Source organism: Clostridium acidisoli DSM 12555 (assembly GCF_900176305.1).
Lineage (GTDB): Bacteria > Bacillota > Clostridia > Clostridiales > Clostridiaceae > Clostridium_I > Clostridium_I acidisoli.
This window is the reverse complement of record NZ_FWXH01000002.1, coordinates 456847-471057: the sequence shown is the minus strand read 5'-3', so window position 1 is coordinate 471057 and position 14211 is coordinate 456847. Positions and strand designations below refer to the sequence as shown.

8 protein-coding genes are annotated in these 14211 nt (G+C 30.8%); all 8 read left to right on the top strand.

Annotated elements, in window-relative coordinates; genetic code table 11:
- The first annotated feature begins 108 nt into the window (after positions 1 to 108).
- The 8 genes from B8978_RS02390 (at position 109) to B8978_RS02355 (ending at position 14188) form a co-directional block, all read left to right on the top strand.
- Positions 109 to 2061, top strand: coding sequence for a DNA gyrase/topoisomerase IV subunit B (locus B8978_RS02390; protein ID WP_423236703.1), 1953 nt, complete (start codon positions 109 to 111; stop codon positions 2059 to 2061).
- Positions 2062 to 2645: 584 nt separating this feature from the next.
- Complete coding sequence (locus B8978_RS02385; protein WP_084113682.1) at positions 2646 to 5546, top strand: DNA topoisomerase IV subunit A; 2901 nt, start codon at positions 2646 to 2648, stop codon at positions 5544 to 5546.
- Positions 5547 to 5569: 23 nt separating this feature from the next.
- Complete coding sequence (locus B8978_RS02380; RefSeq protein ID WP_084113681.1) at positions 5570 to 6130, top strand: DJ-1 family glyoxalase III; 561 nt, start codon at positions 5570 to 5572, stop codon at positions 6128 to 6130.
- Positions 6131 to 6294: 164 nt separating this feature from the next.
- Positions 6295 to 8136 carry an APC family permease gene (locus tag B8978_RS02375; protein WP_084113680.1) on the top strand — a complete coding sequence of 614 codons (1842 nt, stop codon included), beginning with the start codon at positions 6295 to 6297 and terminating at the stop codon, positions 8134 to 8136.
- Positions 8137 to 8252: 116 nt separating this feature from the next.
- Positions 8253 to 9464 carry a M16 family metallopeptidase gene (locus B8978_RS02370; protein WP_084113679.1) on the top strand — a complete coding sequence of 404 codons (1212 nt, stop codon included), beginning with the start codon at positions 8253 to 8255 and terminating at the stop codon, positions 9462 to 9464.
- A 23-nt stretch (positions 9465 to 9487) separates the two neighbouring features.
- On the top strand, positions 9488 to 10534 hold the full coding sequence (hydE, locus tag B8978_RS02365) for a [FeFe] hydrogenase H-cluster radical SAM maturase HydE (RefSeq protein WP_084113678.1): 1047 nt from the start codon (positions 9488 to 9490) through the stop codon (positions 10532 to 10534).
- A 27-nt stretch (positions 10535 to 10561) separates the two neighbouring features.
- Positions 10562 to 12325 carry a single-stranded-DNA-specific exonuclease RecJ gene (gene recJ / locus B8978_RS02360; protein ID WP_084113677.1) on the top strand — a complete coding sequence of 588 codons (1764 nt, stop codon included), beginning with the start codon at positions 10562 to 10564 and terminating at the stop codon, positions 12323 to 12325.
- A gap of 207 nt (positions 12326 to 12532) precedes the next feature.
- On the top strand, positions 12533 to 14188 hold the full coding sequence (locus tag B8978_RS02355) for an oleate hydratase (protein WP_084113676.1): 1656 nt from the start codon (positions 12533 to 12535) through the stop codon (positions 14186 to 14188).
- The last annotated feature ends 23 nt before the right edge of the window (positions 14189 to 14211 follow it).

Sequence of the window (14211 nt, the reverse complement as noted above, 5' to 3'; positions counted from 1 at the left end):
TGTGTTTACATAAAGGCAAATTAGAATTATAATTTTAAAATGTACAATAATAAGAGGAGACATCAATAATTGTTTAGGCAATAAAGGTACACAGGAGGTTTGTCAATTTTGGATAATAAGGAAAAGCAAGTTTATGATGTACTGTCATTGACTTCACTAGAAAAATTAGAACCAGTAAGAATAAGGCCAGGAATGTATATAGGTTCTACAGGAAGCAAAGGATTACATCATTGTATATGGGAGATTTTAGACAATGCTATAGATGAAATATCAAATGGATATGGAGATAAAGCAAGTATTATATTAAATGAAGACAAAAGTTTAACAGTTTCCGATAATGGTAGAGGTATACCAACTGGAATACATCCTGTTAAAAAGAAATCTGGTGTTGAGATGGTTTATACAGAGCTACACACAGGTGGAAAATTTGATAATAAAAATTATAAGACTTCAGGAGGACTACATGGAGTTGGAGCAGCTGTCGTTAATGCACTTTCTGAGTGGCTTGAAGTTGAAGTAAAGCAAGACGGAGCAATTTATAAGCAAAGATTTGAATATGCTATGGATAAGTCGCTTAAAAGATATATGCCAGGAACGCCGGTTACAAAACTTATTAAGCTGGATAAAAAAACAAATGAAACGGGAACTAAAGTAACATTTAAACCAGATAAACAAATCTTTAGTTCTACAGATTTTAAATTTGAAATTATAGATGAGAGACTTCAGGAATTATCGTTTCAAAATAAGGGTATAACCCTAGAGTTAATTGACAATAGGAAAGAGGAAAAAGTACAAAAAGTATATCATTCAGAACGAGGACTTTTAGACTTTATAGAATATTTAAATGAAAGTAAAAATCCAATTCACAAGGAACCAATTATTTTTTGTGGTGAGAGAGAAGTAAATGGTATATCAATGGAAGCAGAAGTATGTATGCAGTTTACTGACTCGACTACAGAATATATAGCAAGTTATGTTAACAATATACCAACAACTGAGGCAGGAACTCATGAAACAGGTTTTAAGACGGGAATGACTAGAGCCTTTAAAGAATGGGCTAGAAAGCTTAATTTAATTAAAGAAAAGGATAAAGAATTTGAAGGTGACGATTTAAGAGAAGGTATGACTTCAATAATAAAAATAAAATTATCGAATCCTATTTTTGAAGGACAGACTAAAACAAAACTTGGAAATAATGAATGCCACACAATGATGAATGATTTAGCCTACACAAAATTATGTGAGTGGATTGAAGATAATAAGGAACTTGCAACTACAATTATGAACAATGCAATTGAGGCATGTACAAGAAGAGAAAAAATAAAGAAGATAAATGAAGCTGAAAAGAAAAAGGTAGGTAGAGGTACAGCACCACTTGCAGGCAAGGTTGCGGCCTGCACTATAAAAGATTCTAGTTTTACTGAATTTATAATAGTTGAGGGGGATTCAGCAGGTGGAAGTGCAAAACAGGCAAGGGATAGAAGATTTCAAACAATAATGCCTTCAAAGGGAAAAATAATGAATACTGAAAAACAAAAATTAGAGAATGTTCTTGCTAGTGAAGAGCTTAAAATTTTTACGTTTGCTATAGGAACTGGTGTTCTTGAAAATTATAAAGAAGAGGACTTAAAATATGATAAGATAATAATTATGAGTGATGCTGATGTAGATGGATATCATATTAGAACATTGTGGATGACATATATTTATAGATATATGAGACAACTTATATCAAATGGACATTTATTTATTGCACTTCCTCCTCTTTATAAAGTTTATAAATCTGGCAAAAGTGGAGAGATTGTTAAATATGCATATTCTGATGAAGAGCTTGCTGCTGCAAAAAAACAGGTTGGAAAAGGATGCTTAATACAAAGATATAAGGGACTTGGAGAGATGAATCCAGATCAGCTTTGGGAAACGACTTTAAATCCAACTACGAGAACAATTCAAAAGGTTACAATAGAAGATGCGGCAAAGGCAGAAAAAATGGTATCACTTTTGATGGGAGACGTTGTAGAACCAAGAAAGAAGTACATGTACAAATATGCAGAATTTTAATATAAATTAACAGATACTTGTACATACGTAATATAAAGAGATTGCGAAGTAAAGACTAAAGAATTTTATCGTAGCTAAAGCTAGATAAAAAGATTAAAGAAAGCCTTCGGCTAGATGGAAGAATTGACGGTGCTAAAGCCGTCAAAGGTGAGAGAAGTTACTTACGTAACAGGTAAAGGAAATTTTATATATCTTAGTATTTTAAGATAACTCTACAATATGTTTTAACCGTAGGTTTTGCTTTTAGGCGTAGCCTTTAGTGTCCATATTATTAGTTAATATTCTAATAAATACTCATACGCTAAATAACACGACCTTCGGTCAAAAAAATGAAGGGCAATATACTTTAGATTATCTATTTTAAGTTCAAAGATTTTTCGAAGCATAGCGTAGAAAAATCATCCTTCTTAACACCTTTTGCTGCAAGCAAATTCTCTCGCCATTAACGGCATTACCGTTAATTCTTTTATCTTGCCACTCTGGCAATCTTTCACCTTTTTACTCACGTAGTAGAGGAAAAATCTTTAACTGACTTGCTTCGCAATTTCTAACTATTATGATGTAATGAAAGGAATGGATATATAATGGCCAAAAAAATAGATATACCGAAGGATAATAATATTATAAACATACCTCTTGAGGAGGCCATGCCAGATAACTATTTACCTTATGCAGTAGAAGTGGCAAAAGAAAGAGCACTTCCTGATGTAAGGGATGGGTTAAAACCGGTTCATAGAAGAATTTTATATGGAGCATATATGCTTAAGGCATTTCCAGACAAACCATATTATAAATCAGCTAGAATAGTTGGAGATATACTTGGTAAATATCATCCACATGGAGATTCTTCGGTTTATGAAGCAATGGTAATACTTGCTCAAAATTTTTCTACAAGGTACCCATTAATTGATGGACATGGGAACTGGGGAAGTCAGGATGGTGATGGAGCTGCAGCAATGCGTTATACTGAAGCAAGGCTTACACCAATTGCAATGGAAATGTTAAAGGATATTGATAAAAATGTTGTAGATATGATAGAAAATTATTCTGCATCAGAGCTTGAACCAAAGGTACTTCCAGCAAAATACCCTAATCTTTTAGTAAATGGAGCTTTTGGTATAGCAGTGGGACTTGCAACTAACATACCACCACATAATTTAAATGAAGTTATTGATGGCACGCTTAAATACATAGATAACAATGAAATTACAACGAATGAGTTGATGGAATATATAAAGGGACCAGATCTTCCTACTGGAGGCATATTAATAGGTAAAGAATCCCTTTTGTCGGCTTATGAGAAAGGTGAAGGAAAAGTAACGCTTAGGGCCAAAACAAATATAGAAACGCTTGAAAATGGTAGATACGGTATAGTTATAACCGAATTTCCTTATAGAAGAAATAAGGCTAAGATACTAGAAAATATTTCAGAAATGACTGGAGATAAAAGGCATCAAAGGGCACTTGAAAGTATTACAGACATTAGAGATGAAACTGATAGGACAGGTGTTAGGTCAGTTATAGAATTTAAAAAAGCGGCTACAAGAGATGAAGTAGAGAAAGTACAAAAATATCTTTTTAAAAAGACAGAGCTTCAATGTAATTTAAGCTTTAATATGGTGGCACTTGCAGATGGTAAGCCTTTAACCATGGGATTAAAAACGATAATTGGACACTATGTTAATCATCAGAAAGAGATTATAAGAAGAAGAACTGAAAGGGAACTTGAAATTGCAGAAAAAAGATTTCATATAGTAGAAGGATTTATTAAGGCAATTGATATTATAGATGAAATAATAGCTACAATTAGGGCATCTAAGTCAAAAAAAGATTCCATTGACAACCTTATTAAAAAATATGAATTTACCTCTCTTCAAGCAGAAGCTATAGTAGAACTTATGTTATATAGACTTACAGGACTTGAAATAAAGATATTCCAAAAAGAACATAAGGAGTTAAGTAAAATTATTAAGAAACTTAAGAGTATTCTAGAAAATGAAAATGAACTTTTAAAAGTTATAAAAGATGAATTAAAAAATGTTAAAGAGAAATATGGAGATGAAAGAAGAACTAAAATTGTTTTGGATGAGACGGAAGCAAGGATTGATATAGAGGAGTTAATAGTAGTTGAGGATACAGTAATAACAATGTCAAATGAAGGTTTCATAAAACGCATAGGTCAAAAATCATATTTACGATCTAATACAAATGTAGATGATATTGATTACAGAGAAGGTGACTTTTCAAAATTTGTATTAGACTCAAATACAAAACACACAGTTATGTTTTTTACTGATTTAGGAAATATGTATCAACTTAGAGGAGATGTTATACCTGAATATAAATGGAAGGAAAAGGGTGAAAAGCTTGACACAATAATTAGGGGATTAGATTTAAATAAAGAACGAATTGTAAATGTATTTTCAATAAAAGATATGGATGTTAATAAGGAGTTTATATTTTTTACTGATAAGGGTTATATTAAGAAGACAGCTTTACCTAAATTTGCTTCAAATTATACTAGAATTATGGCATTAAAATTAAAAGAAGGTGAGAAGCTTAATTTAGTAAATCTCATAGAAAAAGATGAAGTTTACAAATTTATAAAGGTTAAAACTCACTTTGATTTAGAGTTTACAGTTAAAATAAAAGAACTAATGTCTGTGGACAGAAACATCATTGGTACAAAACTTTTCAATATTTCAACAAAAGACAGAGCGGTTGAAGCAACTTTCATAAATGAATATGAAAAGGAAGATTTTTTTGTTAGTATAAGTGACAGGGGAATAATAAAAACTGCCAATAAATCTAAACGAAGTAATGGAATTAAAGAATGTAAGGTAAATGCTCAGAGTACAATTTTAGCATTTACGAATTTAGGAAAGGTGCTTAAATTATCAGCGTGTTTGTTAGAAAGCATAAAAGAAAATGGAGTTGAGTTAGATAAGCTTAACGATGATTTTGAGAGTAAAAAGGAAAAAATACTAAATATTATTTCCGTTGATGATTATAATGATTGTGAGGATGTTTACTTCTTTACTAAAAGAGGCTTTGTAAAGAGATCAAGACTTAGCGAATTTAATGGAGACTATACAAGTACTATAACTTATAAGTTTAGAAGTGAAGATGATGAAATAATAAATGTTGATTTTTCAAATAATAAAGTTGACAGTGATGCTATAATTATTACTAAAAAGGCAATGAGTATTAGATTTAAATCAAATACAATAAACTATATGGGCAAGATAGCTTCTGGTGTTACAGGGATAAGTCTAAGTGAAGAAGATGAAGTTATATGTGGATTTTTATATAATGAACAATATGGAGAAATTATATTAAAATCTAAAGAAAAAGAAATTAAAACAATAAAGGTAGAAGAAATCAAAGTCCAAAATAGAGCTGGAAGAGGTAAAAACATAATGCTCGTAGTGCAAGATAATTTTATTAAAGATATTAAGCTTAATAAATTATCTTCAAAAAAATAATAGATTTTATGGAGATGGGTAAAATGTCAAATGTAATATTATTTTTAGAGGATGGATTTGAGGAAATAGAGGCTCTTACAGTTGTAGATGTACTTAGAAGAGCTGATATAAAATGTGATATGTGTGGTATTAATGGAATAAATGTTAAGGGCTCACATGGAATAGAAGTAAAATGTGATAAAGTATTAAAAGACATAGATGCTGATGATTACAATGCAGTTGTATTGCCAGGGGGCATGCCTGGTGCAAAAAACTTAAAAGAAAACGAGAATGTAATTAAAATTGTAAAAAAATACTATAGTGAAGGAAAGATAGTAGCAGCAATTTGTGCAGCTCCAATGGTACTTAATGAAGCGGGAATAATTACTGGAAAAGAGATAACGTCTTATCCAAACATTGAACTTGACAATTGCAATTATGTTGAAAAAGTTGTGGCAGAAGATGGAAATATAATTACAAGCAGAGGACCAGCCACTTCGATTTATTTTGCACTTAAACTTGTAGAAAAACTTAGTAATCTTGAAAAAATAGACGAATTAAAAGACAAAATGATGATTAATTTTTTGGAAAGTAGCGCAAAATAAAGAAAAATAAAGATACAATGATTAAATTATTGACTAGTTTTGTTTAAACACGTTAGAATTTAAATTTGAACAGAATTTGAACATTTTTAAAATTGTAATATGAGTTTACGTAATATATAATCAAGTAATGTTTAGAAAGTAAATTGGTTACTAGAGGTGTACTTATGATTGATAGTGTGAAAAAACTTTTAATAGGAAAAGCTCTTAAAACGGAGCAGTTAAAAGCAGAAAAATTTAATATATTCTGGGGACTTCCAATATTGTCTAGTGATGCAATATCGTCAGTAGCATATGCTGGGCAAGAAATACTTTATGTACTTATACCAGCAGTTGGCTTTATGGCCTTTGCAGATATGATCCATGCAGTTTTAATGATTATATTTTTATTGTTTATACTTGTATTTTCATACAGGCAGGTTATTGATTGTTATCCCAATGGAGGAGGAGCCTATATTGTTGCACAAGACAACTTAGGAGTAACTCCAAGTCTAGTAGCAGCAGCAGCTTTATGTATTGACTATATTTTAACTGTTGCAGTCAGTATTTCAGCAGGTACAGCAGCAATTACTTCGGCATTCCCTAATTTGCTACCATATAATGTGATTATATGTGTCGTACTTATACTGTTAATGACCATAGGAAATTTAAGAGGTATTAGCGAATCGGCTAAAACTTTTGCAATACCGCCTTATATATTCATCGGAATTATAATTATAATGATTGTTGTAGGTTTTGTAAAATACAATATAATGGGAATTCATCCTAAGCCGATTTATAATGTACCAAACTATACAAATGCACTTTCCTTTTTAGTATTTTTAAAGGCATTTGCAGCAGGATGTACTGCACTTACTGGAGTTGAAGCTGTAAGTAACGGAATACCTAGCTTTAAAGAACCATCTCAAAAAAATGCAAAAATTGTATTATTGCTATTAGGCTTTGTTGCACTTGTTTTATTTGGAGGTATGTCATATCTTTCCGCAATATATAAAGCAATGTATAATCCAGATGTAACAGTAATAGCACAGCTTGCTATGCAAATATTTGGTCATGGATCTATTATGTTCTATGCTATTCAAGCTGCTACAGCTATAATATTAATCATGGCTGCAAATACTTCATACAATGGATTTCCATTGTTACTTTCAATTATAGCAAAAGATGGATATGTTCCAAGACAGTTCTCAAAAAGGGGATCAAGACTTGGGTATTCGAATGGAATAATATTTTTATCTTTAGCGGCAATAATACTTCTTGTATATTTTAAAGGCGATAATCATAGTTTGTTACCACTTTATGCAGTTGGCGTATTTGTTTCCTTTACCTTAGCTCAAACAGGTATGGTACTAAAATGGTTTAGACACAAAAAGGGTGCATGGAGACATAAGGCTTTTATTAACGGAGTTGGTGCGATTTTGTCATGCATAACAACTATAGTTCTTGGTGTAACAAAGTTTCAAGAAGGTGCTTGGATTGTATGCATACTAATACCAATACTAGTATATCTAATGTCTAAGGTTAAAGTTCACTACAATGTAGTTGCAGACGAATTAAAGCTTTGTTGTGATCAGAAACCTAAAAAAATCAATCATGAAAAGCAGAAAAATTATATGATTATACCTATAGATTCACTTAATAAATCATTTTTGAAATCATATAATTATGCTAAGAGTTTTACTGAAGACATTATAATATTTCATGTTTCTGTTGATGAAGAAGCTACGGCAAGACTTCTACAAAGATGGGAAGAATATGGGATAGATATTCCTATAGTAGTAAAGAAATCACCGTATAGAAGTTTAGTAGGACCGCTTGTAAAATTTATCGAATCAGAAGAATTTGTTATAATGCCAGGAGATACAATAACAGTTGTAATGCCTCAATTTGTTGTTAAGAAATGGTGGCAAAATATTCTTCACAATCAAACTTCATTATTTATTAAAAGTACTCTTTTAAAGAGAAGAAATATTGCACTTACAACGTTACCTTATATAATTAACGATTAAAAATATAGATAAAAATAAAGACACTGCTAATTTTGTATATAGATTTAGCAGTGTTTTTTTATAAAAATTATAGAAAGTAATTAGACTTTATGATATTATTTTGTATGGTGATTATGATGAAAAAAATTAATATTAAAAATGGAATAAAGCTTATATATGAGAAAAGAAAAAATTATATTACATCATTTTGTATTGGCTTTAATGCTGGTGCACTTATGGAAAATAAAGATGAATTAGGACTTGCCCACGTTGTGGAGCATATGATTTTTAAAGGTACTAATAAAAGAGATGAAATGCAAATAAATATGGCTTTAGATGAGGTGTTTGGCTTCAACAATGCTATGACTAATTTTCCATATTCAATTTATTATGGAACTACATTAAGTGAAGATTTTGAGAAGGGTTTTGAAATTTATTCAGATATAATTTTAAATCCAACATTTCCTATAAAAGGATTTAAGGAAGAAATAGATATAATATGTGAAGAATTAAGAGAATGGAAAGATGACAATTTTCAACTTTGTGAAGATGAGATGCTTAATAATGCTTTTGAAGATAGAAGAATAAAAACTTGCATAATTGGGGAAGAAGTAAATATAAGAGCTTTTACCATGGAAGATATAAAAAGGTTTTATAATAAATTCTATACTCCAAAAAACTGCACTATAAGTGTTGTATCCTCTCTAGACTTTGATGTAGTTCAAAGCATTGTAAACAAATATTTTGAAAATTGGAACACTAAAAATTTTGAAATAAAAAAAGATTTTTATGAAAAGAACAAAGCTGGCAAGTTTGTGAAAAAAAGAGAAGGAATACAAGGTGCTAAAATACAATATTGTTTTCCTATAGATAAATTAGACCATAAAGAAACAACAGCTCTAAAAATATTTAATCTTAAATTTGGAGAAGGTACAAGTAGTATCCTATATGATAAAATAAGAACAGAAAATGGTCTTGCTTATGACGTATATAGTTATATTAAAAATGAAGCAGGAATAAAACTTTTTACAATATGTATGGGTACTGCTAAGGAAAATGTTGACAAGGCAATTGAAATAACAAATAATCTGATTTTTAATATAGATAAAATTAAAGCTACATTTACTGAAAATGAAATAAAAAATGTAGTTAATAGGCTAAAGCTTAAAAGAGAACTAAAAATTGAAAGGTCTATAGAGCTTAGTAAAGAATTAACTACTAGTGAGATTATGTATGGACATCAAGAGGATTTTAATGAACAAGAAATTTTAGAAAAAATAGGATTACAGGAAATATACGGAGTAATAGACAAGGTACTTGTTTCACCAACAATACAAGTTTTAAGTTAGTGAGAGTTTATAGGAGGAATAATATGGATAGTATTATTGAAAGTATTGAGAGGGCAGAGTTTACAAATAGTTTGACAAAGGAAGAAATAATAAACATTTTAAATGATGATGAACATAAAGAAGCCCTATATAAAGCTGCAGATAGAGTAAGAAAAAAATATATGGGAGATGAGGTGCATTTAAGAGGTTTAATTGAATTTTCTAATATATGCAAAAGAAACTGTATGTATTGTGGATTACGTTCAGGGAACAAAAATATTAAGAGATACAGACTTATGCCAGATGAAATAATAGAACTTGCAAGAAAAGGTGCTGGATATGGATATAAAACCTTTGTACTTCAATCAGGTGAAGATGATTTTTATACAGTAGAGAAAATGCAATATATAATAAGTAGTATAAAAAAATTTAATGTAGCTGTAACAGTTAGTATTGGTGAAAAAACCTTTGAGGAGTACAAAGCTTATAGAGAAGTAGGTGCGGATAGATATCTAATAAGAATAGAAACAACAGATAAAAATCTTTATGATGCCATGGACCCAAATATGAGTCATGAGAATAGAAAAAGATGTCTTAGTGATTTAAAAAAGTTAGGATATGAAGTTGGAAGTGGATCTCTTGTTGGTCTTCCAAATCAAACTATTGAGTCTATTGCAGATGACATATTGTTTTTTAAGGAAATAGGTGCGGATATGATTGGAATAGGACCATTTATTCCTAATGGAGATACACCTTTAAAGGATGCTAAAGGTGGAGATTTTCATTTAAGCCTTAAAGTAATGGCACTTACAAGAATTTTATTAAAGGATATTAATATTCCAGCAACCACGGCTATGGAAACATTAGATAAGAATGGACGAATAATTGCACTTCAAGCTGGTGCAAATGTAGTTATGCCAAATGTTACTGAGGGTGAGTATAGAAAATTATACGCTCTTTATCCAGGAAAAATTTGTGTTAGTGATACTCCTGCTCACTGCAGGGGTTGCATTACTGGTAAAATAACAGGTATAGGAAGATTTGTATCAAAAAATAAAGGGTATAGAGACAAAGATAAAAATGTATTATAATGGAAATATCCATTCTGAGGAGAATATATTTTGAAAAAATGGTTTATAAGAAATAGAAAAACAGATTACAGAGAAATAGCTAAAGAATTTGGTATTAGCGAAATTGTAAGTAAACTACTTGTAAATAGAGATATAATAGATAAAGATTCCATAAAGAGTTTTATAAATCCTTCTTATGAAAATTTTCATAATCCTCGTGAGATGAAGGACCTAGTAAAAGGTGTAAGGATTATGAAACAAAAAATAGAAGAAGGGAAAAAAATCATGGTGGTTGGAGACTATGATGTTGATGGAGTAATTAGTTTATTTGAGTTGTACACAGCACTGAAAAGATGTTCAGCAGATGTAGTTTATGAAATACCAGATAGAATAAAAGATGGTTACGGAATAAATGAAAGCATTATTGATAAAGCTTATGATATTGGCGTGGATACAATAATAACATGTGATAATGGAATAGCCGCTATTGATACTATTAAACATGGTAAGCAGCTTGGTATGACAATTATAGTTACAGATCATCATGATATACCATTTGTAGAAACAGAAGGTGGAACAAGAAAGAATATAAGTTCTGAAGCTGATGCAATAATTAATCCAAAGCAAGAGGACTGCAAATATAAATTTAAATTACTATGTGGTGCTGGTGTAGCATTTAAATTTATAGAAGTTTTATATGAAGAAATGGGTATAGATAAAAGTGAAGCTTATAAATTCATTGAATATACTGCTATTGCAACAGTATGTGATGTTGTGGATTTAACCTCTGAAAATAGGATATTTGTAAAAAACGGCTTGGAGCTTCTAAATGAAACTTCTAATCTTGGGTTAACTGAATTAATTAAGGTAACTGGTATTGAAAATAAAGAGATATCAGTTTATCACTTGGGGTTTGTTATTGGACCAAGCCTAAATGCTGCAGGGAGGTTAGATAGTGCTAAAAAAGGAGTGGCACTACTACTTTCAGATAACCAAGAAGAGGCAGCTACACTGGCTAAAGAATTACATGAATTAAATGTACAGAGAAAAGATATAACACAGCAAGGCGTTGAACGTGCAATAGAATATATTGAAAACAATAAAATGATGAGAGATAAAGTATTAGTAGTATATACTCCTGAAACTCATGAAAGCATAGCAGGAATAGTAGCGGGTCGTATAAGAGAAAAATATAATTTGCCTACAATAGTTCTGACCAAAGCTAAAGATGGAGTTAAAGGTTCTGCAAGATCCATTGAAGGCTATAACATGTTTGAGGAACTTAACAAATGCAAAGAACTTTTAGGACGCTTTGGAGGACATCCAATGGCAGCTGGTTTATCTTTAGAGGAAGAAAATATATTAGAACTAAGAAAAAAACTAAATAATCAAACAACATTAACAGATGAAGATATAATTCCAAAGTTATATCTAGATATGCAGCTTCCTTTAGAAAAAATAAATTATGATTTGATTAATGATTTAAACACATTAGAACCTTTTGGAAAAGGAAACTCAAAGCCATTATTTGGTGAAAAGGGTGTTACAGTAGTAAGGGGAACAATCCTAGGCAAAAATAAAAATGTGCTTAAACTTAAAATGATAATGAGAAATGGAATATATATTGACGGCATTTATTTTGGAGATATTGAGGAGTTTGAGAATGTTATCACAGATAAGTATGGCATTGATGAACTTAATAGATTATACAATGGCAATTGTAGGTTGAAGCTTGATATGGTATTTTATCCTAGTATTAATGAGTTTAACGGAAGAGTTAGTATACAGATAGTTGTGGAGAATTTTAGGTAGTACAAGCTAATTATACAAAAATTAATTAATGTCAAAAAAACATACAGTTCTTAAAAGGTGTATGTTTTTTTGACATTTCAATAAATATGCTTATGTTAAAACTGCCATGTTTGATTTATATTAACATTAAAGGCGGTAAACATTTACGTGAAAAAATAGTAGGTGTTTTGCTATGCTTTTAATAAATTGGATATTGGAGGAATTAACATGAGATTTAATTTTGATCAAACTATTGATGTTGAAAACACACATGCTTATTTGGTTGGTGCTGGACTTGCGTCACTATCTGCAGCAGTATTTTTAATTAGAGATGGACATGTACCAGGAAAAAATATTCATATATATGAAGAATTAAATGTTACAGGTGGCAGCATGGATGGCTGCGGCGATGCTGAGCATGGTTATATGATACGTGGTGGAAGAATGTTTGATGAAGAGGCTTACAAATGCACGTTTGGAGTGATGGAAAGTATTCCTTCATTAACTGATCCTAAAATTTCAATACTTGATGAATTTCATGCTTTTAATAAAAAGATACACACACATGCTAAGGCTAGATTAATAGGTAATAATGCAAAAATACTTCCAGCATCACCTTTGGGACTTAATAGTGAAGATAGATTGGCACTTGCAAACATATTTATTTGCACTGAAGATTCGCTAGGTACAAAAACTATTAAAGATTGTTTCAAAGAGCACTTTTTTACAACTAATTTTTGGTATGAATGGCAAACACTTTTTGCTTTTGAGCCTTGGCACAGTGCTGTAGAATTAAAGAGATATGTTCATAGATTTATTCAAGAATTACCTAAATTATATGATTTATCAGGAATACGTCGTACACCATACAATCAATATGATTCAATGTTATTACCCATGACAAAATGGCTTAAGTCACAAGGAGTGCAGATTGAATTAGGCTGTAGAGTAACCGATGTAGAATTCAAACCATCAAAAACTGAAATTACAGTTACAGCATTTAAATGTGTTAAGGACGGAAAAGAAACTACAGTAGAAATTGGTGAGGGAGATTTTGCCTTTGTTACTATAGGTTCTTTAACAGCTGGTACAAGTGTTGGTGATATGCATACACCAGCCAAGGTTAATGATAAAACTGTAGGTGGAGATTGGGATCTTTGGGAGAAGATGGCCAAAGACCGTCCTGAATTAGGCAATCCACATGTTTTTGATGATCGTGTAGAAGAGTCTATGTGGCAATCTATTACAGTTACACTTAAGGATCCAACTATGTTTAAAAAGATAATAGAATTTACAGGAAATGAGCCGGGAACAGGTGCACATATGACATTTAAAGATTCTTCTTGGTTATTTTCACTAGTTCTTCATAATCAACCACATTTTTTAAATCAACCTGATAACATACAAGTTTTCTGGGGATATGCTTTATATCCATACAAAAAAGGTGATTTTGTAAAAAAACCAATGGTAGATTGTACTGGTGAGGAAATATTAACTGAGATATTATATCACTTAAACTTCAAAGATGATATGAAGAAAATTCTTGAGACATCTATTTGTAAACCATGTATACTACCTTTTACAACAGCTCAATTTTTAACTAGAGCAAAGGGTGATAGACCACAAGTTATTCCAGAAGGCTCAACTAATTTAGCATTAATGGGACAGTTCGTTGAAATACCAGACGATACAGTATTTACTATGGATTATTCCGTAAGAGCTGCACAAATGGCTGTTTATAAATTCTTAAATTTAAATAAAGAACTTACACCAATTTATAAAGGACAGTATGATATTCGTGTACTAATTAATGCGGCAATTGAAATGATGAAAGATGATAATCTACGTGAATCACTAGTTTCAATAAAAAATCTGCTTAAATAATAAAAAAAGGATTCGATTTTTTC